General features: G+C 65.1%; 24 protein-coding genes. 14 read left to right on the forward strand and 10 right to left on the reverse strand.

What is annotated here, in order from left to right; translation table 11 throughout:
* Window positions 1-15: 15 nt before the first annotated feature.
* The gene (locus tag F3H26_RS02435) at window positions 16-540 is read right to left on the reverse strand and encodes a component of SufBCD complex (protein ID WP_149774471.1); all 525 of its coding nucleotides are present in this window, start codon (window positions 538-540) and stop codon (window positions 16-18) included.
* A gap of 119 nt (window positions 541-659) precedes the next feature.
* On the opposite strand from F3H26_RS02435, the gene hemB reads away from it, so the two are divergent.
* The 4 genes from hemB to F3H26_RS02455 all read left to right on the forward strand — a co-directional run bounded on the left by hemB (window position 660) and on the right by F3H26_RS02455 (window position 5,502).
* Window positions 660-1,658, forward strand: coding sequence for a porphobilinogen synthase (gene hemB, locus F3H26_RS02440; protein WP_149774472.1), 999 nt, complete (start codon window positions 660-662; stop codon window positions 1,656-1,658).
* Between the two features lie 145 nt (window positions 1,659-1,803).
* A complete protein-coding gene (locus tag F3H26_RS02445) occupies window positions 1,804-2,376 on the forward strand; it encodes a lipid-binding SYLF domain-containing protein (RefSeq protein WP_149774474.1) in 573 nt (190 codons plus the stop codon).
* A 159-nt stretch (window positions 2,377-2,535) separates the two neighbouring features.
* Window positions 2,536-4,998, forward strand: coding sequence for a penicillin acylase family protein (locus F3H26_RS02450; RefSeq protein ID WP_149774475.1), 2,463 nt, complete (start codon window positions 2,536-2,538; stop codon window positions 4,996-4,998).
* Window positions 4,999-5,106: 108 nt separating this feature from the next.
* Window positions 5,107-5,502, forward strand: a complete 396-nt coding sequence (locus tag F3H26_RS02455; protein ID WP_149774476.1) for a nuclear transport factor 2 family protein — start codon at window positions 5,107-5,109, stop codon at window positions 5,500-5,502.
* Between the two features lie 3 nt (window positions 5,503-5,505).
* On the opposite strand, the gene hflX is transcribed toward F3H26_RS02455, so the two are convergent.
* From hflX to trkA, 4 genes are all read right to left on the reverse strand, one after another.
* Window positions 5,506-6,777, reverse strand: coding sequence for a GTPase HflX (hflX, locus tag F3H26_RS02460; protein WP_149774477.1), 1,272 nt, complete (start codon window positions 6,775-6,777; stop codon window positions 5,506-5,508).
* Window positions 6,777-7,016, reverse strand: coding sequence for an RNA chaperone Hfq (hfq, locus tag F3H26_RS02465; RefSeq protein WP_005982826.1), 240 nt, complete (start codon window positions 7,014-7,016; stop codon window positions 6,777-6,779). The genes hflX and hfq overlap by 1 nt, the downstream gene beginning before the upstream one ends.
* A gap of 122 nt (window positions 7,017-7,138) precedes the next feature.
* Entirely contained in the window at window positions 7,139-8,677 is a 1,539-nt protein-coding gene (locus F3H26_RS02470; protein ID WP_149774478.1) for a TrkH family potassium uptake protein, read from the reverse strand.
* A complete protein-coding gene (gene trkA / locus F3H26_RS02475; RefSeq protein ID WP_149774480.1) occupies window positions 8,677-10,053 on the reverse strand; it encodes a Trk system potassium transporter TrkA in 1,377 nt (458 codons plus the stop codon). Before trkA ends, F3H26_RS02470 begins: the two co-directional genes overlap by 1 nt.
* 96 nt (window positions 10,054-10,149) lie before the next feature.
* On the opposite strand from trkA, the gene F3H26_RS02480 reads away from it, so the two are divergent.
* Window positions 10,150-10,617 carry a hypothetical protein gene (locus tag F3H26_RS02480; RefSeq protein ID WP_149774481.1) on the forward strand — a complete coding sequence of 156 codons (468 nt, stop codon included), beginning with the start codon at window positions 10,150-10,152 and terminating at the stop codon, window positions 10,615-10,617.
* A 63-nt stretch (window positions 10,618-10,680) separates the two neighbouring features.
* Here the strand turns inward: F3H26_RS02480 and ntrX are convergent, their stop codons facing one another.
* The 5 genes from ntrX to dusB all read right to left on the reverse strand — a co-directional run bounded on the left by ntrX (window position 10,681) and on the right by dusB (window position 17,951).
* The gene (gene ntrX, locus F3H26_RS02485) at window positions 10,681-12,090 is read right to left on the reverse strand and encodes a nitrogen assimilation response regulator NtrX (protein WP_149774482.1); all 1,410 of its coding nucleotides are present in this window, start codon (window positions 12,088-12,090) and stop codon (window positions 10,681-10,683) included.
* Complete coding sequence (locus tag F3H26_RS02490) at window positions 12,087-14,378, reverse strand: sensor histidine kinase NtrY-like (RefSeq protein WP_149774483.1); 2,292 nt, start codon at window positions 14,376-14,378, stop codon at window positions 12,087-12,089. The genes ntrX and F3H26_RS02490 overlap by 4 nt, the downstream gene beginning before the upstream one ends.
* A gap of 96 nt (window positions 14,379-14,474) precedes the next feature.
* Window positions 14,475-15,842: a response regulator gene (locus tag F3H26_RS02495; RefSeq protein WP_149774484.1), complete on the reverse strand. Its 1,368-nt coding sequence runs from the start codon at window positions 15,840-15,842 to the stop codon at window positions 14,475-14,477.
* Between the two features lie 16 nt (window positions 15,843-15,858).
* Window positions 15,859-16,938, reverse strand: coding sequence for a two-component system sensor histidine kinase NtrB (locus F3H26_RS02500; protein WP_149774486.1), 1,080 nt, complete (start codon window positions 16,936-16,938; stop codon window positions 15,859-15,861).
* The gene (dusB, locus tag F3H26_RS02505; RefSeq protein WP_149774488.1) at window positions 16,935-17,951 is read right to left on the reverse strand and encodes a tRNA dihydrouridine synthase DusB; all 1,017 of its coding nucleotides are present in this window, start codon (window positions 17,949-17,951) and stop codon (window positions 16,935-16,937) included. The genes F3H26_RS02500 and dusB overlap by 4 nt, the downstream gene beginning before the upstream one ends.
* A 152-nt stretch (window positions 17,952-18,103) precedes the next feature.
* Here dusB and F3H26_RS02510 point away from each other — a divergent pair, with 152 nt between their 5' ends.
* The 9 genes from F3H26_RS02510 to F3H26_RS02550 all read left to right on the forward strand — a co-directional run bounded on the left by F3H26_RS02510 (window position 18,104) and on the right by F3H26_RS02550 (window position 26,835).
* Entirely contained in the window at window positions 18,104-19,234 is a 1,131-nt protein-coding gene (locus tag F3H26_RS02510; protein ID WP_149774490.1) for a bifunctional 2-C-methyl-D-erythritol 4-phosphate cytidylyltransferase/2-C-methyl-D-erythritol 2,4-cyclodiphosphate synthase, read from the forward strand.
* Window positions 19,231-19,728 (forward strand): phosphatidylglycerophosphatase A family protein, encoded by a 498-nt coding sequence (locus F3H26_RS02515; protein WP_149774492.1) that lies wholly within the window; start codon window positions 19,231-19,233, stop codon window positions 19,726-19,728. Before F3H26_RS02510 ends, F3H26_RS02515 begins: the two co-directional genes overlap by 4 nt.
* A complete protein-coding gene (locus tag F3H26_RS02520) occupies window positions 19,725-20,201 on the forward strand; it encodes a CinA family protein (protein WP_149774493.1) in 477 nt (158 codons plus the stop codon). Before F3H26_RS02515 ends, F3H26_RS02520 begins: the two co-directional genes overlap by 4 nt.
* 180 nt (window positions 20,202-20,381) lie before the next feature.
* Window positions 20,382-21,563, forward strand: coding sequence for an ammonium transporter (locus F3H26_RS02525; protein ID WP_149774494.1), 1,182 nt, complete (start codon window positions 20,382-20,384; stop codon window positions 21,561-21,563).
* A 146-nt stretch (window positions 21,564-21,709) separates the two neighbouring features.
* A complete protein-coding gene (locus tag F3H26_RS02530; RefSeq protein WP_149774495.1) occupies window positions 21,710-22,387 on the forward strand; it encodes an orotate phosphoribosyltransferase in 678 nt (225 codons plus the stop codon).
* A gap of 202 nt (window positions 22,388-22,589) precedes the next feature.
* The gene (locus F3H26_RS02535; RefSeq protein WP_149774497.1) at window positions 22,590-24,080 is read left to right on the forward strand and encodes a replicative DNA helicase; all 1,491 of its coding nucleotides are present in this window, start codon (window positions 22,590-22,592) and stop codon (window positions 24,078-24,080) included.
* A 198-nt stretch (window positions 24,081-24,278) separates the two neighbouring features.
* Window positions 24,279-25,313 carry an alanine racemase gene (gene alr / locus F3H26_RS02540; RefSeq protein ID WP_149774499.1) on the forward strand — a complete coding sequence of 345 codons (1,035 nt, stop codon included), beginning with the start codon at window positions 24,279-24,281 and terminating at the stop codon, window positions 25,311-25,313.
* Window positions 25,310-26,092, forward strand: coding sequence for an MlaE family ABC transporter permease (locus tag F3H26_RS02545; RefSeq protein WP_149774500.1), 783 nt, complete (start codon window positions 25,310-25,312; stop codon window positions 26,090-26,092). Before alr ends, F3H26_RS02545 begins: the two co-directional genes overlap by 4 nt.
* Window positions 26,089-26,835: an ABC transporter ATP-binding protein gene (locus tag F3H26_RS02550; protein ID WP_149774502.1), complete on the forward strand. Its 747-nt coding sequence runs from the start codon at window positions 26,089-26,091 to the stop codon at window positions 26,833-26,835. Before F3H26_RS02545 ends, F3H26_RS02550 begins: the two co-directional genes overlap by 4 nt.
* Window positions 26,836-26,839: the final 4 nt, after the last annotated feature.

A 26,839-nucleotide genomic window follows, 5' to 3' on the forward strand; every position in this document is an offset into this window, starting at 1 on the left:
GCCTTTCCGAATTTTCTATCCCAGAACGCCTATCGAAAAGTTCTGATACATGCCCCACATCGAAGTGACCAGTATCGCCAACATTCCGATGATCTGGGTTGCCAGGCGGCACCGGTGCAATGCCTTGGACACTCCTTCAACCGTCAAGTCCTGCCGCCGCAGGTTCCGGGCCACCCGCAGACTGTTTGCGCCGACAAGAACCATCGGGAACAGCAACAGAAACACGGCCTGGGCGAACTCGACCTGATAGTAAAACCCCAGCGTCGCCAGACCCGCAAACAGGAAACAGCACAGTGCCAGGATCACGACCCCCGAAACATCGGCAATGTAGAGCATGCGATTGGTGTTGATCCGCACGATGTCCAGCAGGTCGGTTTCGGCCTGGCCTCCGACGCGACGGGCGCGCACGACCAGATCATATGGAACCCCCATCACCCAGTGGCTGGCCGTGGACCACAGCACCGCAAGCGCGATCCAGTACCACAGATTCGAGAAACTGCGCATGTCGATGAGCTCGAAGATCGTGGAGTACCAGTCCAAACTTGCCTCATTGTTCAAAATTCTCAGGCGGTTCTATCGCAACGGCGCGGCCATTGGTACCCTTGAGACCTGTGCAAATTCATGCCACCCAATGCGCGACTGTTCAAGGAGAACGCGCCATGAAACCGACAATCGCCCCTTACCCCCACGGCCGCTTTCGTCGCGCCCGCCAGTCCGAGGCGATCCGGGGCCTGGTGCGCGAAAACACCCTGACCGTGGATGACCTCATCTGGCCGGTTTTCGTGCGCGACGGCGAGGGCATAGAAGAGCCCGTACCCTCGATGCCCGGCGTGGTGCGCCGCTCGGTCGATCTGATCGCCAAGGCGGCGGCCGAGGCGCAGGCGATGGGCATCCCGGCGATCTGCCTGTTTCCCTACACCGATCCCAGCCTCAAGACGCAGGATTGCGCCGAGGCGTGGAACCCCGACAACCTGTCCAACCGTGCCATCCGCGCGATCAAGCAGGCCGCGCCCGAAATCGCGGTGATGACCGACGTCGCATTGGACCCCTACAACATCAACGGCCATGACGGGTACGTGGTGGACGGCAAGATCGTGAACGATGAAACGGTCGAGGCGCTGGTCAAGATGACGCTGGCACAGGCCGAGGCCGGAGCCGACATCATCGGCCCGTCCGACATGATGGACGGCCGGATCGGCGCGATGCGCCAGGCACTCGAGGCCGCGGGCCATCACGACGTCATGATCCTCAGCTACGCCGCGAAATATGCCAGCGCCTTCTACGGGCCTTTCCGTGATGCGGTGGGGGCCTCGGGGGCACTGACCGGCGACAAAAAGACCTATCAGATGGAACCGGGCAACTCGAACGAGGCACTGCGCCTGATCCAGCGCGACCTGACCGAGGGCGCCGACATGGTGATGATCAAGCCCGGCATGCCCTATCTTGACATCTGCCGGAGGGTCAAGGACACGTTCGGCGCGCCCACCTATGCCTATCAGGTGTCGGGTGAATACGCGATGATCCAGGCCGCTGCGCAGAACGGGTGGATCGACGGCGAAAAGGTGATGCTGGAAAGCCTGCTGGCCTTCAAACGCGCGGGCTGCGACGGCATCCTGACCTATTTCGCGCCACGGGTCGCCAAGCTGCTGCAAGGCTAATCCCGCGGGACTCCGCGATTTTCCGCCGATGGGCCGGCCTTGGCCCGCCGGTTTTCCCGTGACACCCGACTCCGTTCGGCGTATTCTTGCACACAAGATCGGGACCACCCGGCTTTTCAGGCACATCGACAGAGAAAAAAGAAACATGAGCAGCTCCAACACACCACGACTGAGCCGTCGCGGCTTTGCCCTCGGCATGGCCGGACTGACCCTGACCGCCGCTTGCGGCAACGGCGTCGGCAATTCGAACGCGGCCACCATCGACGCCCGCGTCGATGCCACGCTGAACGAGATGTTCGCCCGGTATCCCAACACGGTCGAAATCGCCAACAAGGCCAACGGCATGCTGGTCATGCCGCTGATCACCGAGGCCGGATTCGTCTTTGGCGGCGGCTATGGGCGCGGCGCGCTGCGCATCAACGGTGCCACGGTCGATTACTATTCGGCTGTCAAGGGCACGGCGGGGCTGCAGATCGGCGCCCAGCAATATGCGCATGTTCTGTTCTTTATGACCCAGGACGCGCTGAACGAGTTCCGCCGGTCCAACGGTTGGACCGCAGGCGCCGATATCGGCTATGTGGTCAGCGACCAGGGCGACCAGCTGTCGACCGACCTGACCACCCTGCGCAAACCGGTTCTGGCCGCGGTGTTCGGCCAGGCCGGGCTGCAGGTCGGCGCCACCGTCGAAGGCGTCAAATACACGCGCATCATTCCCTGATCCCCCGAACAGGACCGGAATCAGACCCTGCCCTCCGCGTGGCGTGACGGCAGGGTTTTTCGTTTCCGGCCGGTATTTTCCGGGGGCGGGCTCTTTTGGTCGGCGGCGGCATGATTTAACCTCCGCCGCGATTGGATGGGTTGATTTGGGGCGCTGCTGATGGGTCTTGTCTTTCGCTGGTTGTTGCGGATCGCCTCGGGGCTGGTTGTTCTGGCGGTGGCCGCTGTCGGGCTTGTCTATTACCTGGCCAGCCAATCCCTGCCCGACTATGACCAGACGCTGAAGGTCAAGGGCCTGTCAGCCCCGGTCGAGATCGTACGCGACAACGCCAACGTGCCGCACATCTTGGGCCAGTCCGACCCCGACGTCTTTTTCGGCCTTGGCTACGCCCACGCGCAGGACCGGCTGTGGCAGATGACCGTCATGCGCCGCACGGTCCAGGGTCGCCTGTCCGAACTGTTCGGGCCGCGCACCGTCCAGATCGACAAGCTGATGCGGCGGCTGGATCTGTACACGCTCGCGCATCAGTCCTTCGAGGTTCAGGATGACTATACCCAATCCGCCCTGCGCGCCTATGCAGCCGGGGTAAACGCCCGCCTCGACGAGATCAACGACCGCGCCCTGGGCCGCGGCGCACCCGAGATGTTCCTGTTCAACGCCCCCGTGGCCCCCTGGCAACCCGGCGACAGCATTGCCCTGATCAAGCTGATGGCGGTGCAATTGTCCGGCCACCTGGCCGACGAGGTGCTGCGCGCGCGCGTCTCGCTGATGCTGAACGATCCCGCGCGACTGGCCGACATCCTGCCCGACGTACCCGGCGACGGGATCGCCGCGCTGCCGGAATATTCCGCGCTGTTTCCCGGCCTGCCACGCTATGCCCAAGGAACCGACATGCCGGATTCGCCACTGTCGCCCTTCCCCGAACGCGGTCTGGCGGGGGCGTCGAATGCCTGGTCCGCGGCGCCGTCGCGCTCGGCCAGCGGCGGCACCTTGCTGGCCAACGACCCGCATCTGGGCTTGACCGCGCCGGGGATCTGGTACCTGGCGCGGCTGGAACTGGCCAAAGGCGGCGTCATCGGTGCCACCATCCCCGGCATTCCCGCGGTGATGTCCGGCCGCAGCGACCGGCTGGGTTGGGGGCTGACCTCGTCCTATCTTGACGATCAGGACGTGCATATCGAGAAGGTCAACCCCGACAACCCCGAGGAATACTTGACGCCCGAGGGCTACAAACCCTTCAAGACGCGCCCCTCGATCATCGAAATCAAGGACGCGCCCCCGATCACCCTGACCCTGCGCTGGACCGAGAACGGCCCCGTCCTGCCCGGCACGCACTACGACCTGGAAACCATCACGCCGCCGGGGCATGTGGCCTCGCTGTCCTGGACGGCGCTCAGCCCGCGCGACACTTCGATCAGCGCCTCGATGGCCCTGATGAACGCGGATAGCGTGGGCGAAGCCATCGACGCCGCCGAGACGTACATCGCGCCGTCGCAGAACCTGTCCGTGGTCGACAAGACCACGATCGGCATGAAGCTGATCGGCGCAATGCCCCGGCGCGACCTGAACAACCAAAGCCGCGGGCGCATCCCGACGCCGGGCTGGATCGCGGCCAACCGCTGGCAGGGCCGTCTGCCCTATTCCGACAACCCCGAATTCGTGGCCCCCGCCGGCGGCGTGCTGGGCAACACCAACAACAAGATCATCGACCGGCCTTTCCCCCTGCATGTGTCCTATGAATGGGGCGATACGCAGCGCATCCACCGCTGGGAACGCCTGATGCAATCGCGCGAGGTGCACACCCGCGACAGCTTCATCGAGGCGCAGCTGGACACGGTCAGCTTCACCGCGCGGTCGCTGCTGCCGCTGATCGGGGCCGACCTGTGGTTCACCGGCGAGGCCGCGCCCGAAGGCACCCCCGAACGCCAGCGCCAGATCGCCCTGACCCTGCTGGCCGAATGGAACGGCGAGATGAACGAGCACCTGCCCGAGCCGCTGATCTATGCGGCCTGGGTCCGCGCGCTGCAAAAACGCCTGATCGCTGATGACCTTGGGCCTCTGGCCAAGGAATTCAAGCACGTCGAGCCCCTGTTCATCGAACGCGTTTTCCGCGACATCGACGGGGCCTCGGCCTGGTGCGACGTCCGGCAGAGCGCACCGGTGGAAACCTGCACCGACATGGCCCGGCTGGCCCTGGACGATGCGCTGGTCTGGATTTCCGAGCGCTATGGCAGCCAACTGGAATCCCTGCGCTGGGGCGATGCCCACCAGGCCACCCATTATCACCCGGTGCTGGGCGAGGTTCCGGTGCTGCGCTATTTCGTCAATATCCGCCAATCGACCAGCGGCGGCGACAACACCCTGCTGCGCGGACGCACCTCGGGCGAAGGGCCGGACCCGTTCCAGAACGTGCACGGCGCGGGCTATCGTGGGGTCTATGACTTTGCCGACCCCGACAGCTCGGTCTTCATCACGGCGACCGGGCAATCGGGCCATTTCCTGTCGCGCTATTATGACGATCAGGCGCAGCTGTGGCGCCGGGGTGAATACATTCCGATGTCGCTGGATCTGGATCTGGCCCGCGCCGCCGCCGTCGGGACCACCCGTCTGATGCCGCAATAGTCGGGATTTCGGCGGACCCCCGCCCCTTTTTTGTAGCCCCGTGGACGTGGCCCCGTGGCTTGGCCTACCATTCCCGAGCGCCCGGACCGCAGCGCGAGGGGGAAAATCATGGCCAGTTTGCGCGATACCCTGAACAATCTAGCCCGCGACTATGCCATCGCCTGGAGCTCGGGGGACGCTGATGCCGTGGCCGAATTCTTTACGTCGGACGGACAGATCAGCATCAATCGCGGCGCCCCCATCGTTGGGCGGGCGGCCATCGCGGACATGGCGCGCAGGTTTCACAACGACTTTCCCGACCTTGAAGTACGCTGCGATATGCTGCGATGGGCCGGTCCCCACGCCATTTTCGTCTGGACCCTTGAAGGGCACCACGCCCGGACCGGCAATGCGGTGATTACGCGCGGCTGGGAAGAATGGGAGCTGGATGCAGAGTACAAAATCCAGTCGTCGTTGGGCTGGTTCGATGCCGACGATCATCAGCGCCAGATCGACGGGGCCTGACCGTCAGAGGCCCGCGAACTGGTTGGCCTGCTTGTCGGTCCACAGAACGGTGATCTCGAACCCGTCCTCGGTCTGTTTTTCGCCGCGCACCACGTCCTGCCGGAAGAGCCAGGCGCGTTTGTTGCCGTCGGCGAACCCCAGTTTCAGAACCTCCTCCCGGCGCACGCCCTGCAGGATCGTGGCGATCTGGCTCAGCAGCGGATCGATGCCCTCGCCGGTCACGGCCGAGATCGGGAACACCGCCGGATCGCGCTCGGCCCGGGCCTGCACGGCCTTCCGGTCTTCGTCGGACAGCAGGTCGATCTTGTTCCAGACTTCAAGCTGAGGGCGGGTGTCGTCCACACCCAACGAGGCCATGATCGTGCGCACATCCTCGGCCTGCTCCTCGGTCTCGGCATGGCTGATGTCGCGCACATGCACGATCAGGTCGGCGGCCAGAACCTCCTCGAGCGTGGCCCGGAAGGCCGCGACCAGTTCGGTCGGCAGGTTCGAGATGAAACCCACCGTGTCGGACAGGATCACCTCGGGGCCGTCGGGCAGTTCGATCCGGCGCATGGTCGGGTCCAGCGTGGCAAACAGCATATCCTTGGCCATGACTTCGGCCCCGGTCAGGCGGTTGAACAGCGTCGATTTTCCCGCGTTGGTATAGCCCACTAGCGCCACGATCGGATAGGGCACCTTGGCCCGCGCAGCGCGGTGCAGCGTCCGTGTCTTCACGACCTTCTGCAACTGGCGGCGCAGGCGCACCAGTTGATCGTCGATCGCACGCCGGTCGGCCTCGATCTGGGTTTCCCCCGGCCCGCCGACAAAGCCCAGCCCACCGCGCTGACGTTCCAGGTGGGTCCAGGCCCGCACCAGGCGCGTGCGCTGATAGCTGAGCGCGGCCATCTCGACCTGCAGCACACCCTCGCGCGTGCGGGCGCGGTCCGAGAAAATTTCCAGAATCAGCCCCGTCCGGTCGAGGATCTTGACCTTCCACGCCTTCTCCAGGTTGCGCTGCTGAACCGGGGTGACCGGCCCGTCGACCAGAACCAGCTGAATCTCGTTTTCCGCAAAACGCGCGCCCAGTTCCTCGATCTTGCCGCTGCCGAACAGCAGGCCGGGCTGCGCCCGCGGCAGGCGCACGATCTCGGACCCGATCACATCCAGATCGGGCAAGGCGGCAGCCAATGCCACCGACTCTTCCAGCGCCGGAACGGGGTCGCGGCGCTGGTCATCTGACTTGATATCGGGATGCAGCACCCAGGCCCGGGTGCGCGTCCGGTCATGTTCCATCAAGAGGCGTCTTCGCCTTCATACAGGTTGATCGGCTGCGACGGCATGATGGTCGAGATCGCGTGCTTGTAGACCAGCTGCGACTGTCCGTCGCGGCGCAGCAGCACGCAGAAATTGTCGAACCAGGTGATGACACCCTGCAATTTCACGCCGTTGATCAGGAAAATCGTAACGGGAACCTTTGCTTTCCGTACATTGTTCAGGAAGGCATCCTGAAGATTCTGTCTGTCCGAAGCCATGTTTTGTTATCTCGCCGTTGTTCTTGCATACGCGCTGCGGACCAACGCGCTCCCTCGGGCCGAGTATGGAGTGACACGAACAGATATTCCAGATGAAAAATCAGGCAGTAACCCGAACCGATTCAATCGCGCCACAGGCTGGGCGTGATCAGCGCGATGATCGCCAGCGTTTCCAGCCGCCCGATCACCATTCCCGCGCACAGTGACAGCTTGGCCCCCGCTGACAGGTCGATCAGCCGCAAAGGCACGTCCGTCGCCAGTTCGATCAAAGGGCCGGTGGTGCTCAGCGCGGCGACGCTCAGAACCATGGCCTGCTCAAAGCCCACACCTTCGGCGGCCAGCAGAACGTCGAAGACCGCCAGCGCCAGGGCAAACATCATCAGGAAGATCCACGCGATGTAAGCCCCCTGGCTTTGGATGCGGCGATTGCCCGCCCCTGCGCCGCTGACCGATGACGGGTGGATCAGGCGGTCCAGCTCGCGCGCGCCGTTCAGATACAGCGCATAGACCCGCAACAGCTTGACCCCGCCCGCCGTCGTGGCCACCCCGCCCCCGATCAGCGCCAGCCCCATCAGCACCAGCCCCGGCGTTCCCAGGCCCGACAGCTGCTGCGCATCGTTCCAATAGGCACTTTCGAACCCGGCGGTCGTCAGGAAGGACAGCACCGTGAACAGCATGCCCCAGATCACGTTGAGAATCTGCAACCCGGTGGCCTGCCCTCCGATCTCGGCCATGCCGGCCAGGGCCCGGAACACCAGCAGGGCCGCGACCGCGACCACGATCAGCAGGCCGATGCGGAATTCAGGGTCCTTGTCCAGACGGGTATGACCGGATACCGCTGTATCGGTCGAAAAGGTCAACCGCGACAGAGCGAAGAACAGAAACAGGAACAGAATGGCCTCACCCGTGATCCCCGCGGTCGATCCCTCCAGACCGCCGACGGGTGAAATCCCCGACGTCGCCATGATCGACATCGCATGGCAAATCGCCGTCAGACCCTGTTCGCCCGCGATCAGCAGCAGGATCCAGATCACGGCCGTCAGGCCCGCATAGACGGGCGTCAGGGTCCGGGCCACGCGAAACAGGCGGCCGCGAGGATCGGTCAATTCGCTCTGCGCCACACCCGAGACCGGCCGCCCCGGCTCACCGCGTGCGGTGATCTCGAACCCGCCCAGGGACAGAGGCGCAAGGATGGCCGCCGCCGAGACCCACATCAGCAGCCCGCCCATCCAGCCGACCAGCGCGCGCCACAGATGCACCGGGGCCGACAGGCGGCCGGGATCGCTGAACAGATCGGCGCCGGTGGTCGTCACGGCGCTGACCATGTCGAAATAGGCGTTCAGAAAGCGCGTGTTTCCCAGCGCGTCATGCATCGGCACCGCCAGAAAGACCGGCAGCACGGTCAGCGTGGCCAACAGCACCGCCAGTTGCCCCAACGTACCCCTGCGCGGGCGCCGGTTGGACAGGGCCAATCCGATGATCGACACCAGAAACACCCCGATCACGCCGGAATAGAAAAAGGACTGAGACGTATGATGGTCGTTCAGCGCCAACGCATAGATCGCCGGGATCCACATCGCCACCGACGCAACGCCCCAGATCAGCAGGAACAGGGGCAGGCGTTGAAGAACGCCGATCTGTCCGTTGCGCGCGACGGCCATCAGAAGAAATCGATCGACACCTGCAACAGGCGTTCGACCTCGGGCACGTCACTGGCCATGGCGAATATCGCAAGCACGTCCTTTTCCTCGATCCGCAGGCTGCCGGACGGCCGCAGCACCTCGTCGCCCCGACGCAGCGCGCCGACCAGCACCCCTTCGGGGAAGGCGATGTCGCGCAGTTTCTGCCCGGCAAGCGGTGAGGTCGACAGGACTTCGGCTTCGATCACCTCGGCCTCGGCGTCGCCGATCGAATAGACCTGCCGCACACGACCGTGCCGGATGTGGCGCAGGATCGAACTGACCGTGGTGGCGCGCGGGTTGATATAGGCATCGATTCCCAGCGGGCCGGTCAGGGCCGCCATGCTGGGATCGTTGATCAGCGCAATCGCCAGCGGACACCCCTCGGCCTTGGCTCGCACCGCCGACAGCATGTTGGTCCGGTCGTCATCGGTGACGGCCAGCATGGCGTCGGCCCGTTCGATCCCGGCCTCGCGCAGCAACGCGGCATCCAGACCGTCGCCATTCAGAACGATCGTGCGCTCCAGCGCCTCGGCGGCCTTCTCGGCGCAGCGCCGATCGCGCTCGATCACCTTGGCGCGGATCCGACCCTCGCGCTCTTCCAGCGAGCGCGCGACCTCGAGCCCGACATTGCCGCCACCGACGATGACCACGCGGTCCTGCTTTTTCTGCGTCTTGCCGAAGACCTCCATCGTGCGGTCCACGTCCTTGACGTGGGTAAAGACATAGCATTCGTCGCCCACGAAAAGCTGATCTTCGGATTCCGGTGCAAACAGCGTGCCGTCGCGCCGAACCCCCACCACGATCGCGCTGAGGGTCGAGAACAGATCGGTCAACTGACGCAAAGGGGTGTTCACGATGGGGCAATCCTCGTCCAGCCGGATGCCCAGCAGTTGCGCCATGCCGTCCATGAACAGCTCGGTGTCGAAGGCCGCCGGCGCCGACAGACGACGCATGGCCGCGGCGGCCACTTCGCGCTCGGGGCTGATCACAACGTCGATGGGCAGATGGTCGCGCCGGTACAGATCGCGGTGAATCGCCTCGAGATAGGACTTCGCACGCAGCCGCGCGATCTTGCGCTGGATCGAGAACACCGAATGCGCCATCTGGCAGATGACCATGTTCACCTCGTCCGAATGGGTGGCGGCGATGATCATGTCGGCGTCCCGCGCCCCGGCCTGTTCGAGTATGTCGGGATAGCTGGCAAAGCCCGCGACGCCCTGCACGTCCAGCGTTTCGATCGCCCGGCGCACCAGGTCCGGGTTGTTGTCCACGACGGTCACGTCGTTCAACTCGCCCGACAGGTGCCGCGCAATCTGCCACCCGACCTGGCCGGCACCGCAAATGATGACCTTCATTCCCTTGGCCCTTCTGCCTGAGCGTTTTGAATGACAGATGCCCCGAATGCGGTCAATTGAATTGTCATGACCTGATCCGTGATGCAAGATCGAGGCATGAAAACCGTTTTGCCCACCTGTCTGATCCTGCTTGCCGTGGCCGCCTGCGGCCCTCTGTCGATGTATTATCGCGAAGGCGCGAGCGTGACCCGGATGCAGACCGACACAACCGAATGCCAGGTCGCGGCGCTGAACGAGGTGCCCGTGGCCAACCAGGTGCGTCAATCTCCGCCGGTCTACTGGCCGGGCCAGACCTATTGCGACGGCCGCGGACGCTGCTATCGCTCGGCCGGCTGGTGGGAGCCGGGGCGGGTCTATACCGTGGATGCGAACAAGGGCCTGCGCGACACGGTCGAGGCGCAATGCATGGCGCGCAAGGGATACCTGCCGGTCAGCCTGCCGCCCTGCAAGCAGAGCCAGAAACGCGGAATTGCCCCCCAGCGGACCACCACCCTGCCGCCGCTGACCGGCAGCGCCTGCTATGTCAAATTCGACGACGGATCCTTCCAGATCATCACGCCCTGACGCGGACGACACCGGTTCGCGCCTGCGCCGCAGGGGCATTCACCCCCGCAGGCAAGCCGCCCGTCACTCGGCCGGTTCGGGTTCGTCCACCCGGGCCACCCGGGCGCCGGATTTGCTTGAGGTCACCACCCCCAGCGACTTCAGCTTGCGGTGCAGCGCGCTGCGCTCCATCCCCACGAAGTTGGCCGTGCGGCTGATATTGCCGCCGAACCGGTTGATCTGGGTCAGCAGGTATTCGCGTTCGAAGGCCTCGCGCGCCTCGCGCAGGGGCAAGGTTGCCAGCGCGCCCGACAGCACCACGCGGCCCGGCTCTTCGCTCTTGTCTTCGTCGCTGGGCAGTTCGCGCGCCTCGATCGGGCCGCTGCCGTCGCCCAGAATCAGCACTCGTTCGACCAGGTTTTTCAGCTGTCGCACGTTTCCGGGCCAGCTCATGGTCTGCAGCAGCGCCACCGCCTCGTCCGACAACTCGCGCACGGGCAGGCCCTGGGTCTCGTTGCAGATCTGGATGAAATGCCGCGCCAGAACCGGAATGTCCTCGCGCCGGTCCTCCAGCGACGGCACCGCGATCGGAACCACGTTCAGGCGGTGATACAGCTCTTCGCGGAACCGCTCGGCCGCGATCTCGGCCTCGAGGTCGCGGTTGGTCGACGAGATCACCCGAAGATCGACCCGCACCTTGTCGCTGCCGCCGACGCGCTGGAACTGCTGATCCACCAGCACCCGCAGAATCTTGGACTGAGTGCCCAGCGGCATGTCGGCCACTTCGTCGAAATAGATCACACCGCCATGCGCCTGTTCGAGAAGACCGGATTCGATGCCGCGTTCGGGCGACTCGCGGCCGAACAGAACCTCTTCCACACGCTCGGGTTCGATCCCGGCACAATTCACCGTCACGAAGGGGGCGTTGGCGCGGTTGGAATGCGCGTGGATGTAGCGCGCGGCGATCTCCTTGCCCGACCCGGCCGGGCCGCGCAGCATCACCCGACCGTTCGACTTGGTCACCTTGTCCAACTGGGCCACCATGGCGCGGAACGCGGCCGAACTGCCGATCATCTCGGAACAGCTGACTTCCTTGCGCTTGAGCGAGGCGTTCTCGCGGCGCAGGCGCGAGGTCTCCATGGCGCGGCGGATCACCACCATCAACTGGTCGATATTGAAGGGCTTTTCGATGAAGTCATAGGCGCCCTGCTTGATCGCGGCAACGGCGATTTCGATGTTGCCGTGCCCCGAGATGATCACCACCGGAATGTCGGGATTGTCGCGCTTGACCGCCTTCAGGATGTCGATGCCGTCCATCCGGCTGTCCTTGAGCCAGATATCCAGGATCAGCAGCCCCGGCGGCTCGGCGTTGATTGCGTTCATGCACTCGTCCGAGTTGGCGGCCAGCCGGGTGGTGTAGCCTTCGTCCTCCAGAATGTCGGACACAAGTTCGCGAATATCGCGCTCGTCATCTACGATCAGAATGTCGCTCATCTTTGGCCTGCTTTCAGTGAGTTGGTTTTTATTGCCTGTTTCTGCGGCGCTGCGGCCGGGACCGCGTCGGTCAACGGCAAGCGGATCACGGCCATCGCGCCAAAATGGTCCTGTCCGGCGAACACGGGGGCATCTTCGAGGGTCAGCGAACCGCCGTGTTCTTCAATGATCTTCTTGACGATGGGCAGGCCCAGCCCCGTCCCCTCGTCGCGGGTGGTCACATAGGGTTCGAACAGCTTGGCCCGATCCTCGGGCAGACCGACCCCGTTGTCCGCGATGGTGATCTGAACCCCGTCATCAATCGTTTCCAGCGCAACGCGGATCTGCGGCTTCAGGTTTTCGGGCGCGCCCTTTTCCTTCAGTGTTTCAATCGCTTCGCCGGCATTCTTGATCAGGTTCGTCAAGGCCTGGCTCAGCATGGTCGCATCCACGTCGGCCAGCACCGGCCGATCCGGCAGATCCGCCGTGATCTCGACTTCCGGCTGCCCGGCCTGTTGCAGCAAGACCGCCTCGCCGACAAGAGTGACGACATCCTCCTGGCGCCGGTCCGGTTCGGGCATCCGCGCGAATTTCGAGAACTCGTCCACGATTCGGCGCAGGTCGTTGGTCTGGCGCACGATCACATCGGTCATGGATTCCAGCGTGGCGCCGTCCTCGGGCTCCAGCTTGCGGGCGAACTTGCGTTTGATGCGCTCGGCGCTCAGCTGGATCGGGGTCAGCGGGTTCTTGATCTCGTGCGCGATCCGGCGCGCCACGTCGCCCCAGGCCGCCATCCGCTGAGCGCTGACCAGGTCTGTCACGTCGTCGAACGCCACCACATAGCCTTCAAGGCGGCCATCCTCGCCGCGACGCGTGGCCATGCGCACCAGCAGGTTCTCCAGCCGCCCCTTGCGGATCACCTTGACCTCGCCCTGGACGGCCTCCTGCCCGCTTTCCTTCAATTTCTCGAACAACGGCAGAAATTCGGGCACGGCAATGCCGATCGGCGGATGCCGGTCGCTGCCGGACCAGTCCAGCAGCCGTTCGGCCGACCGGTTCACGAATGTCACCCGCCCGTCCGGATCGACCCCGACAACGCCCGACGTGACCGAGCTGAGCACCGAATCGAACAGCCGCCGCCGGCTTTCGATCTGGCGGGTGTTTTCCAGCAACGTATCCCGCTGCGCCTTCAATTGCCGGGTCATCTGGTTGAAATAACGGCCCAGCATGGAAATCTCGTCATCGCCGGATTCTTCGATGACCTGCACGTCCAGATCACCGGCCCCGACCCGTTGCGCGGCGGTGGTCAGTCGCCCCACCGGGCGCGACAGACGTTCGGCGAACCACATGCCCAGCGACACCGCTGCCAGGATCAGGATCAGCGCAAAGCCCAGATACAGCAGGCCGAATTCGAACAGGACCCGGCCCCGTTCGCGTTCGAGCTGTTGGTAGAACTGGGCGGTTTCCTTGGTGTCGTCCAACAGAGTCAGCAACCGCCCGTCGACTGCGCGGCTGACATACAGGTACCGGTCGGGAAAGGCCTCCAACGGGACCAGAGCGCGGAACTCGTCGTTGGGCCAGTCGGCGATGACCAGATGGCCCTGCGCGCGCGCCTGCTCGAACTGCTGCGGAGTGGGTCGTTCATAGTTGAACAGATAGGACCGGTCCCCCCGGGCCCGGATCTCGCCGCTGCCGTCGATGACATAGGCTTCGCGCAGGCCGCGTTGGATCTGGGCCTGCCCCTGCGCCAGCACCTCGCGCAGTTCCCCATCCGAGATGAAGAAATCCAGCGAGCGTGCATTGTCCAGAAACCGGGCCAGCACAAGCGCATCCTGCGTCAGGCCCTGCCGGTGCTCCTGCTCATAGGCTTCGGCCGCCGTCAGCGACGAGCCCACCACCTGCCGCACCCGGTCCGAGAACCAGCCTTCGAGCCCGATATTCACCGTCAGGCCGGCAAAGATTGCCACGATCACCGTGGGCACCAGCGCCAGCAGCGTGAAGGCGCCGATCAGCCGCAGGTGCAGGCGGGACCCCGCCGATTTCGCACGCCGCGCGGCAATCAGGCGACCCAACTGGTTGAGCACCAGGGCCGCCACGACAAGAACGTACACCAGATCCGCCAGAAGGATCAGCCGCAGCGACGGCGCGGTCGCGCCCAGATCGAACGGCCCGATCACCAGATAGGTCGCCAAGGCCAGGGCCGGCCCCAGAACCACCAGACCCAACGTGCCGAAATTGCGCAGCTTTCGGGACTTCCGCCACCGATCCAGGATAACCATCGGCCGGTTCTGTGCCCTGGTTGCCACCATCTGCCCTCATCCTGATGTGCCGCTTGCGCGACTTACCGCCATATGTCGTGGTCCTTGCCGGGCGCATGCCCGGATGCCACGTTTTGTGTGGCGATATTACATCAGTTTACGGCGACGTGTCACCTGAATATCGAGATCGGTGATCTTTTTGCGCAGCGTATTCCGGTTGATCCCCAAAAGATCGGCGCATTTCGCCTGGTTTCCGCCCGTGGCCTCCAGCGCGATTTCGATCAGCGGCGCCTCGACCTCGCGCAGGATGCGCTGGTACAGGCCCGGCGGCGGCAGCATGTTTCCATGCAGGTCGAAATACCGCCGCAGGTGGCGCGCGACCGACGACGACAGCTTCTCGCGCTCGCCCCCGCCCAGCAGAGGCTCGGCCTCGGGCTGGCTGCCCAGAACCGCCTCGACCTCGGCCTTGGTGATCTCGTCGGACCGGCTGGTCAGGCTCAGCCGTCGGATGGCGTTCTCCAGCTGACGCACGTTGCCCGGCCAGGAATAGCGGCGCACCAGTCCGACCGCCTCGGGCCCCAGCCAGCGTTTCGAACCGGTGTCGCGCTCGTCCCGCGCCAGAAAATGCTCGGCCAGCAGCGGGATGTCGTCGACGCGCTCGCGCAGGGCGGGCACCTGGATCGTGGCCCCGCTCAGGCGGTAATACAGGTCCTGTCGGATCTGACCGCGCTCCATCGCCTCGGTCAGGTCGGCCTGGCTGGTGGCCATGAAGCGCGGAACGTGATCGCCGGGCGTGTCCATCATCCGCACGATACGAGCCTGGATTTCGTCGTCTAGATCGCCGATCTCGTCGAACAGAAGGGTTCCGCCCCGCACCCGCGCCATGACGCGCGCGGGGCCTTCAAGGTCGATCAGATCCGCGGAGTTGGCCGTCACGAAGGGCAGCGTGCGCCGGTCCGAGAAATCGTGAATGGCCTGCGCGATCAATGACTTGCCGGTGCCGCTTTCGCCCGAGATCAGCACCGACAGATCCGTATTCATCACCCGCGCGACCAGACGGTACAGCGCCTGCATCGCCGGGGTACGACCGACCAGCGGCAGGTCGTCGGGGCGCTCTTCGCTCGGGGTATCCGGCTCGGATCGTGCGCGCTGCTTGCGCTCGAGCGCGCGGGCGGTGCGCTTCATCAGGTCCGGCAGGTCGAACGGCTTGGGCAGGTAGTCATAGGCATCCGCCTCGGCCGCCTGGATCGCCGTCATGATCGTGTTCTGAGCCGAGATCACGATCACCGGCAGGCCCGGCCGATCCTGTGCGATCTTGGGCAGCATTTCCAGCCCGTTGCCATCGGGCATGACCACGTCCGAGATCACCACGTCGCCCTTGCCCTCGCCGACCCAGCGCATCAGCGTCGTCAGGGACGAGGTCGCATGCACCTTGCAGCCCGCCCGCGTCAGGGCCTGGGTCAGAACCGTCCGGATCGTTCTGTCATCATCTGCAACCAGTACCGTGCCATCCATCTGGTGTTCTCCTAGACTATTCTTTGTCCGGCCTTGCCTCGCGCGGCGCGCGGCGCAGCGACAGCCGGAAAACCGTCCGCCCCGGCACCGACTCGGCCGTGATCCAACCGTCGTGGTCGGACACGATCTTGCTGACCAGCGCCAAACCCAGCCCGGTGCCGTTTTCCTTGCCGGAAACGAAAGGGTCGAAAATGTCGCTGCGGATGTCCTCGGGCAGGCCCGGGCCATCGTCGATGATCTCGATCTGCAGCGGCAGCGAGTGGCCCGAGCCGTCACTGCGCCGCAGACGGAAGGAATGTTCGAAATAGGTGTGCAGGCGGATCGTTCCGCCCTCGGGGCCGGCGGCCTCGGAGGCGTTCTTGAGCAGGTTCAGAACCACCTGCAACAGCTGATCCGGGTCACCATAGGCCAGCGGCAGCGAAGGGTCGTAATCCTCGATGATGGTCATGTCAGCGCCAAAGCCCAGCAGCGCCGAGCGGCGCGCGCGGTCCAGAACGTCGTGGATGTTGACCGGCTTGAACTCGGGCCGCGAGAGGTTTCCGAACTGCTCGACCTGTTCGAGCAGCTTCACGATACGGCGACTCTCGGCCACGATAAGATCCGTTAACTCAAGGTCTTGCGGGCCGATATTCATGCTCAGCAACTGTGCGGCACCGGTGATCCCGGCCAGCGGGTTCTTGATTTCATGCGCCAGCATCTCGGCCATGCCGATCGCCGATTGCGCCGCCGATTTGACCGTGTTGCCGCGGGTCATGCGGCTGGCCAGTTCGCGCGGCGAGACGATCATGATCATCGACCCCGGATGCCCAAGCAGAGGCGCGATCTGCAGCGCGCATTGCAGCGGCGCGCGATTGCCCGAACCCACGTCCACGTCATTCACGAACAGCGGCGTGCCCTGAGCGCGGGCGCGCGTAAAAGCCTCTTCCAGCGGCGCGTCCACGGCGATCTGGTCCCAGACCGGATGCCCGACCACCGATTTGCGCGAAGCGTTCAGGAACCCCTCACCCGAGGAATTGACGTCGGCGATGCGGTCCTCGGGGTCGATGATGAAGGCCGGAACCGGCAGCGAGGCCCACAAGACCTGATCGGAAATCATGCCGCCACCTCGGCCTTTTCCGTCAACGCGTCGCCGATCAGCCGCAGAACTTCGGCCGGATCGCGCGCGGTCAGGACCGCGCGGCGCAGGCACGCCGGCGTTCCAGCCTCGTCCATGTACCAGCCCAGATGCTTGCGCGCGACACGCAGGCCCAGATCGGCGCCATAGAAGCCCAGCATCGCCTCGTAATGCGCCCGCACCATGTCGGCCAAGTCGTCGCCTTCGGGAACCTCCGGCGCCGGCGTCCCCCACAGCTCGTGCGCGATCTGCGCCAGCAGCCACGGTTTGCCCTGCGCGCCACGGCCCACCATGACGCCATCCGCGCCCGACTGCTCCAGCGCTGCCTGCGCACGCTCGGGGCTGGTGATGTCGCCATTGGCCACGACCGGAATGCTGACCGCGTCCTTGACCGCGCGGATCGCGGCCCAATCCGCCTCGCCCTTGTAGAACTGACAGCGCGTGCGCCCGTGGATCGTGACCATCTGAACGCCGGCCTCCTGCGCCCGCCGCGCCACGTCCGGCGCGTTCAGCAGCGTGTCGTCCCACCCCAGCCGGGTCTTGAGCGTCACCGGCACCTCCACCGCGCCCACGACCGCCTCGATCAGGGTCAGGGCATGGTCGGGTGTCTTCAGCAGGGCCGAGCCGGAATAACCGTTCGTCACCTTCTTGGCCGGGCAGCCCATGTTGATGTCGATCACCCGCGCGCCCCGGTCGGCAACCTGCCGCGCGGCCTCGGCCATCCAATAGGCGTCGCGCCCGGCCAGCTGTACGGCGGTGTTTTCCACATCCGCCGACAGCTCGGCCCGTTCGCGCACGCCGGGCTTGGCCTGCACCATCTCTTGGCTGGCGACCATCTCGCTGACCACCATCCCGGCGCCGAACCGCATGACGAGGTCGCGAAACGGTCGGTCGGTGATTCCGGCCATCGGCGCCAGCAGCACCGGCGGGGTCAAAGTTTTCTCGGCAATACGCAGCGTCAACGTGCCTAATCCTTGAGCAATTGCGGTTTTCATATCGAATCCGGCGCGTATGAACAACAAAACCACGGCCTGCAAGCCCGCAAAATCATCATCTGCCTATTTTTTAATCAGGTGACCGCGAGTGATTGCCTCTGCTTTCACCGCCGCCTAAACACAGAAGCCAAACGAGGGTCGGAAATTCAGACATGACAACCGCCACCATCATCGTCGCCGCCGGGCGCGGCCTGCGCGCCGGAGGGGGCCAGCCCAAGCAGTGGCGCCCCTTGGCCGGGCGGCGCGTGGCCGACTGGACGATCGACCGGATCAAGGCGCAGGTGCCGCTGGTCGTGCTGGTCCTGTCCCCCGATGACCCCGAGGCCTGGGCGGAATTCGCCGACAGCGGCCTGATTCTTGCGCCCGGCGGCGCCGACCGGGCAGAATCCGTTCGCAACGGGTTGCAGGCTCTGGCCGATCGCGGCGTCAGCAAGGTTCTGATTCATGACGTGGCCCGGCCCTGTGTCAGCGCGCGGGTCATTGGTGACGTGCTGGCGGCCCTCGACACCCACGCCGCCGCGGCGCCGGGGCTGCCGGTCACCGATGCGCTGTGGACCGGAGAGAACGACCAGGTCACCGGCACCCGAGATCGCACGGGCCTGTTTGCCGCGCAGACGCCGCAGGGGTTCCGCTATGACGCCATCGTCGCCGCGCATGCGGCGCATCCCGGAGGGGCCGCCGACGATGTCGAGGTGGCCCGGGCCGCCGGTCTTGACGTGGCCATCGTGCCGGGCGACGCGGACAATCTGAAAATCACACGGCCCGAGGATTTTGCCCGGGCCGAACGGATATTGAGGTCAGACATGGATGTAAGGCTGGGCAACGGATATGACGTGCACCGGTTCGGGCCGGGCGATCACGTGATCCTGTGCGGCGTCGAGATCCCGCATGATCGGGGGCTGCAGGGCCATTCCGACGCGGATGTGGGCATGCACGCCGTCACCGACGCGATCTATGGCGCGCTGGCACAGGGCGATATCGGTCAGCACTTTCCCCCATCCGACCCACAGTGGAAAGGCGCCGCCAGCGAGATCTTTCTGCGCCATGCGGTGGATCTGGCCGCGCGCATGGGCTTTCGCATCTCGAACATCGACTGCACGCTGGTCTGCGAATACCCCAAGATCGGCCCGCACGCCGCGGCGATGCGGCAGAAAATGGGCGAAATCATGGGGCTGGAGGCCGACCGTGTGTCGATCAAGGCCACCACGTCCGAGCGGCTGGGCTTTACCGGCCGCAAGGAAGGCATCGCCGCTATCGCGACCGCCTGCCTGGTGAAGCCATGACTCTGGCGCGCCTGATCGGAACCGTGGGCGGGGTCGGATATCTGCGCCCTGCCCCCGGCACCTGGGGCTCGCTGGCCGCCCTGCCTTTGGCCTTGGCGCTGCACCTGCTGGGCGGCTTCCCGCTGCTGGCCGTCGCCACTGTCGCCGTCTTGGTGGCCGGCACCTGGGCCACGGGCGTCATGACCGCCAGGCAGGACGATCACGACCCTTCGGAGATCGTCATCGACGAGGTCGCGGGCCAATTCATCGCCATCTGGGCCGTGTCTTATCCCGCCTGGGCGCATGACATCGCGGTCACCGCCCTGTGGCCGGGCTGGATCGCTGCGTTCTTGCTGTTCCGCCTGTTCGACATCACCAAACCCGGCCCCATCGGCTGGGCCGACCGGCGCGGCGACCCCTTTGGCGTGATGCTGGACGACGTGATCGCGGGCGCGTTCGCGGCCGTGGGTGTTCTGATCCTGGCCGGGATCGCACATGGAGTACTGGGCCTATGACCGTCGCCGAACTGCTCGACCGCGCCAAGGCGCTGAACGTCATGATCGCCACAGCAGAAAGTTGCACGGGCGGCATGGTCGCCGCCGCGCTGACCGACATTCCCGGCAGCTCGGCCGTGGTTGACCGAGGCTTCGTCACCTATACCAACGCCGCCAAGCAGGACATGCTGGGCGTGCGTGCCGAGACGCTGGAGGCCCATGGCGCCGTTTCTGAAGAGGTCGCCCGCGAGATGGCCGAGGGTGCGCTGGCGCATTCCCAGGCGCAGCTTGCGGTCTCGATCACCGGCATCGCGGGGCCCGGCGGGTCCGAGTTCAAGCCCGAGGGCCGGGTCTGTTTCGGCCTTGCCGTCACAGGCCGCCCCACCCTGACCGAAACCGTCGAGTTCGGCGCCGCGGGCCGCGCCAATGTCAGACGCGCGGCGCGGGATCATGCGCTGAAACTGCTGGAAAACGGACTTTCCGAACTCGCCTAAATTTCTGGCACCCGCCCGGATACGGCGCACTTTTTGTCACCACTTGGAGAAAGGACGCCAAAACAGGCACCTTTTTCACACCCTGCCTCTTTTTTCCTCGGCGCCCGTTCGGTTGAACCCACGGCACGTCACTCACACCGCGCCCCTTGGCGCAGCATCAGGAAAGAGGAGAACGGCCCAATGAACGGAGCCGATACCGCCTGGATCATCGTCGCGACGGCGCTGGTCCTGTTCATGACCTTGCCGGGCCTGGCCCTGTTCTATGGCGGGCTGGTGCGCGCCCGCAACGTGCTGAGCGTTTTCATGCACTGCTTCGCGATCGCCTGTCTGATGAGCATCCTGTGGCTGGTCGCGGGGTATTCAATCGCCTTCGGCGACGGCGGTTCCGGCCTGTGGGGCGGGCTGGGCAAGGCGTTTCTGAACGGCGTCGATGCCGACAGCCTGTCGGGCACCCTGCCCGAGGTGCTGTTCTTTGCCTTCCAGATGACCTTTGCCATCATCACCCCGGCCCTGATCGTCGGCGCCTATGTGGAACGCGTGGGCTTTGGTTTCGTGCTGGTCTTCTCGGGGCTGTGGATGCTGCTGTGCTATGCGCCGGTTGTGCATTGGATCTGGGGCGGCGGCATCCTGACCGATGGCGGCATTCTGGGTGAAATCGGCGTGCGCGACTTTGCCGGTGGCATCGTGGTGCACGAAACCGCCGGTCTGGCCGCTCTGATCATCGCGTGGGTCCTGGGGCCGCGCAAGAACCGCACCACCCCGCCGCACAACCCCGGATACGTCATGATCGGGGCCGCGATGCTGTGGGTCGGCTGGTTCGGCTTCAACGGCGGCTCGCAGCTGGCCGCGGATGGCGGCGCGGCCATGGCGCTGACGGTCACGCATATCTCGGCCGCCACCGCATCGCTCAGCTGGGCGCTGTGGGAGCGGATCAAATACGGCAAGGCCTCGCTGGTCGGTCTGGTCACCGGAACCATCGCGGGTCTGGCCTCGATCACGCCGGCCTCGGGCTATGTCGATCCGGTTCAGGCGCTGATCATCGGCGCGGTCGCCGGCATCCTGTGCCAGGAGGCGGTGAACGTGGTCCGCAACGTGCTGAACATCGACGATACGCTGGACGTGTTCGCCGTGCATGGCGTGGGCGGCATCTTCGGCACCATCATGATCGCCGTCTTCGGCCTGGGAACCTGGACCGCGCAGCTGGGCGGGCTGGTGATCGTGGGTGTCTTTACGTCAGTTGTCACGTTTGTGTTGGTCAAGGTGGTTGCGCTTGTCACCCCGCTTCGCGTAGACGCCGAGACCGAAACGAACGGGCCCGACCTGTCGGTCCACGGAGAACGGGCCTATGACATGAGCAGCTAAGCCCACCTTGGCTGACTCGACTGCCCATCCGGGCACCAAGCGGACCTCTTGCAAGGTCCGCTTTTCTTTTGCGCCAACCCCTCTCGACATCGGGCCGGTCGGCAGGCTATCAGCCCGCAACGTCATTTCAGCACCGAGGTCCCGCCATGATCCCCAGTTCCTTTCCCGACAGCACGGAAATCGCCCGCCTGACCGCGCGGATGCTGCTGGAGATCAAGGCGGTGCATTTCAACGCGCGCGAGCCGTTCACGCTGGCCAGCGGCCTGCCCAGCCCCACCTATATCGACTGCCGCAAGCTGATCTCGTACCCGCGCATCCGATCGACCCTGATGGACTTCCTGACGGTCACCGTCATGCGGAATGCCGGCTTCGAGGCCTTCGACAACATCGCCGGCGGTGAAACCGCGGGCATCCCCTTCGCCGCTATGGTGGCCGAGCGCATGGCCCTGCCGATGACCTATGTGCGCAAGAAGCCCAAGGGCTATGGCCGCAACGCCCGGATCGAAGGGGCCATGACCGAAGGCCAGCGTGTGCTGCTGGTCGAGGACCTGACCACCGATGGCGGCTCGAAGCTCTCCTTCGTGGACGCGATCCGCGAAACCGGCGCCACCTGCGGGCATACGGCGGTGATTTTCTATTATGGCATCTTCCCCGAAACCGAAAAGACGCTGGGCGATCATGGCGTGCAGTTGCACCACCTGTGCACCTGGTGGGACGTTCTGGCCGAGGCCAAGGCGCAGCAAGCCTTTGATGCGGAAACACTTGACGGGGTCGAAGCCTTCCTGAACGACCCGCGCGGCTGGCAGGAGGCCAACAAGGTCTGACCGTCGGGCCATTGTTGACGGCCGGGAAACACTGGCCGTCAGCCTGGCTGCCTATCCACAAGATGTTGACGAATGACCGGTCCCTGCGGCAAGATGCAGAGGGCGAAAGATATGCACAGCATATCCCCAGAAAACATACAATTTGCCCCGACTCACGGGGCCGCGATATGACCTTCGTCCCATGGGGACAGCGAGAGCAGCAATGAACGAGATCAGCAGTATCGAGCAGGCGGCGGCGCAGATTCAGAACGCCGAGACCATGCCGCATTCCATCGAAGCCGAACAGCAGCTTCTGGGCGCGATCCTGACCAACAACGACCTGTACGACCGGGTCGCCTCGATCATCGGGCCCGAGCATTTCTATGATCCGGTCCATGCCCGCATCTACGAGGTCGCCGCCGCGCGCATCGCCAAGAACGCGCTGGCCTCGCCGGTGACGCTGAAATCCTTCCTGGCCGAGGACGAGGGTCTCAAGGAGCTTGGCGGTCCGGCCTATCTGGTCAAGCTGGCCGGCGCCTCGATCAGCGCCTTCGCCGTGCATGACTATGCCCAGATGATCTATGACCTCGCGATCCGGCGCGAGCTGATCCGGCTGGGCCGTGACATCTCGGACAAGGCGGCGCGGGTCGATGTGGCCAGCGAACCCAAGGAACAGATCGTCGAAGCCGAGCAGAAGCTCTACCAGCTGTCCGAACAGGGGCAGACCGAACAGGGGTTCAAGTCCTTCCTCAAGGCCGTGACCGAGGCGGTGAACGTCACCAACGAAGCCTATCAGCGCGGCGGCGGCATGGCCGGGATCTCGACCGGGCTGATCGATCTGGACAAGCAGCTGGGCGGGCTGCATCCGTCCGACCTGATCATCCTTGCGGGGCGGCCGTCGATGGGGAAAACCTCGCTGGCGACCAACATCGCCTTCAACGTGGCCAAGGCCTACAAGCGCGGCATCCGCGCCGATGGCACCGAAGGGGCGGTCGATGGCGGCGTCGTCGGCTTCTTCTCGCTGGAGATGAGCGCCGAGCAGCTGGCCGGGCGGATCCTGGCCGAGGCGTCCGAGATCTCCAGCCACAAGATCCGCCAGGGCGACATGACCGAGGACGAGTTCCGCCGTTTCGTCGACGCCGCCAAGGCGCTGGAGGCCTGCCCGCTGTTCATCGACGACACGCCGGCCCTGCCGATCAGCCAGCTGGCGGCGCGCGCGCGGCGGCTCAAGCGGACGCATGGGCTGGACCTGCTGGTGATCGACTATCTGCAGCTGTGCCGCGGCATGTCCGACAATCGCGTGAACGAGATCGCCGAGATCTCGATGGGCATGAAGGCCATCGCCAAGGAACTGAACATCCCCGTCATCGCCCTGTCGCAGCTGTCGCGTCAGGTGGAAAACCGCGACGACAAGCGCCCGCAACTGTCCGACCTGCGCGAATCCGGCTCGATCGAGCAGGACGCCGACGTGGTGATGTTCGTGTTCCGCGAGGAATACTACAAAGAGCGCGAAAAACCCGGAGATCACGAACTGGAGAAGATGGAAGAGTGGAAGCAGGCGATGGAGCGCCTGCACGGCAAGGCCGAGGTCATCGTCGGCAAGCAGCGCCACGGCCCCATCGGCACGGTCGAACTGGCCTTCGAGGCGCAGTTCACCCGGTTCGGCAACCTTGTCAAACCCTGGCAGCAGAGTGGTCAGATCGAGGGGTACTGACCCCCTCTCCCCTGTCGGCCATGTGAACGATCGAGGTCAGTCGCCGACTTTGACCCTGATGGGGGAACAATGCGGGTGGCCGTCAATCGCGCCCCGGTCGGGGCCGGCCCGGCCACATGCGGCCCAAGTCGCGGAGATTCCGCACATTTGCGGCGCATTCCCCCTTGACCTCGTGCAGCGCGATGTCATGAACGGATCATGAGTACCGCACGTTTGACGATCAACCTTCACGCGCTGGCCGGGAACTGGCGGGCGCTCGACGCAAAGACCGACACCGAGACCGGCGCCGTGGTCAAGGCCGACGCCTATGGCCTGGGGGCCGGTCCCGTTGCCAGCACGCTGGCCGAGGAAGGCGTCCGCAAGTTCTTTGTTGCCGTGGCCGAGGAAGGCGCCGCCGTACGCCGGGCGATCGGCCCCGGCCCTCTGATCTTCGTGTTCTCCGGTCACATGGAAGGCGACGCGGATCTGCTGCGCGATCACGACCTGGTGCCGCTGCTCAACTCGCCCGAACAATTCCAGCGCCACATCCAGGCGCTACCGGTGCATCCGTTCGGCCTGCAACTGGACACGGGCATGAACCGCCTGGGGCTGGAGCCCGCCGACTGGTCCGCCCTGCGCAACCGGGCCGAGGCGCTGAACCCGGTGCTGATCATGTCGCACCTGGCCTGCGCCGACGAACCCGACCACCCGATGAACCGCCAGCAGCTCGAGGCGTTTCGAGGCATGACCGAGGGCGTCTCGGCCCCCCGGTCGCTGGCCGCCACCGGCGGCATGCTGCTGGGCCCCGAATACCATTTCGACCTGTGCCGCCCGGGGATCGGCCTGTATGGCGGCCTGCCCTTCGCCGCGGCCAAGCCGGTCGTCACCGTCGACCTGCCGGTGATCCAGGTGCGCGATCTGGCCGTCGGCGAAACCGTCGGCTATGGCAATACCTGGAAGGCCCGGCGCCCGTCGCGCATCGCCACGGTGGCCGCGGGCTATGCCGACGGGCTGCACCGCGCCATCGGAGGCGGCATCGACACCTTCGCCGGTGACCTGCCCTGCCCGGTGGTCGGCCGCATCTCGATGGATCTGATCACCGTCGACGTGACCGACCTGCCGCACACTCCCGAACGTCTGCGCATTCTCAACGGCCATCAGACGGTGGACGACCTGGCCGAGGCCGCAGGCACCATCGGGTACGAGATCCTGACCTCGCTCGGCAGCCGCTATTCGCGGGGTTACGTCGAATGAATCCGATCGCATGGCTTGGCGAACTGGGCCGCGCGGTCCTGAACCTGCTGGCCGCGTTCGGCCGCGTGGCATTGTTTGCGCTGGATGCGGTGTCGCATATCTTTCGCCCGCCCTTCTACCCGCGTGAATTCGGCGTGGCCCTGCTGAACATCGGCTGGCTGTCGCTGCCGGTGGTGGGGCTGACCACCATCTTCACCGGTGGCGCGCTGGCGCTGCAGATCTATGCCGGCGGCGCGCGTTTCAACGCCGAGGCCGTGGTGCCCCAGATCGTCGCCATCGGCATGGTGCGCGAGTTGGGGCCCGTCATGGTCGGCCTGATGATCGCGGCGCGCGTCACCTCGTCGATCGCGGCTGAGATCGCCACCATGAAAGTGACCGAGCAGATCGACGCGCTGGTCACCCTGTCGACCCACCCGATGAAATACCTGACCGCCCCGCGCGTTCTGGCCGCACTGATCACCCTGCCCGTGCTGGTGGCGGTGGGCGACATCATCGGCATCGCCGGCGGCTATGCGGTGGCCACCCAGAACCTGGGCTTCAACCCCGCGGCCTATCTGAAGAATACGGTCGATTTCCTGGAACCGCTGGACATCCTGTCCTCGCTGGTCAAGGGCGCGGCCTTCGGAGTGATCGCCGCCATCATGGGCTGCTACTACGGCATGCACTCGGGCCGCGGCGCCCAGGGCGTGGGCCGCGCGACCAAAAGCTCGGTCGAGGCCGCGGCCGTTCTGATTCTGGCCGCCAACTTCGTTCTGACGGGGGTGTTCTTCTCGCTATGATCCGGTTGGAAAACGTACACAAGGCCTTTGGCGACAACCATGTTCTGCGAGGCGTGAACCTGGAGATTCCCACGGGCACCTCGATGGTCATCATCGGGGGGTCGGGCACCGGGAAATCGGTGGCGCTGAAGTGCATTCTGGGCCTGATCAAGCCCGACAGCGGCAAGATCTATGTCGATGGTCAGGATGCCGAAACCGGCGACCGAGACGCTTTTCTGGCCCGGTTCGGCATGTTGTTCCAGGGCGGCGCTCTGTTCGATTCCCTGCCCGTCTGGCAGAACGTGGCCTTCCGTCTGCTGCGCGGCTCGCTCAAGCGCCCGGCGCACGAGGCCCGCGAGATCGCCATCGACAAGCTGCGCCGCGTGGGCCTGCGCGCCAATGTGGCCGATCTGTACCCCTCCGAGCTGTCGGGCGGCATGCAGAAACGCGTGGGGCTGGCCCGCGCCATCGCCGCCGACCCCGAGATCATCTTTTTCGACGAACCCACCACGGGCCTGGACCCGATCATGTCGGGCGTCATCAACGACCTGATCCGAGAAATCGTGACCGAGATGGGCGCCACCGCGATGACCATCACCCACGACATGAGTTCCGTGCGCGCGATTGCCGACAACGTGGCGATGCTGCATGACGGGGTGATCCAGTGGACCGGCCCGGTCAGCCAGATGGATTCCTCGGGTGATCCTTATGTCGAGCAATTCATCAGTGGCAATGCCGAGGGACCGATTGAGGCCGTGCGGTGATAAG

Origin of the sequence: Ruegeria intermedia (genome assembly GCF_900129345.1) — a bacterium.
Lineage (GTDB): Bacteria > Pseudomonadota > Alphaproteobacteria > Rhodobacterales > Rhodobacteraceae > Ruegeria > Ruegeria intermedia.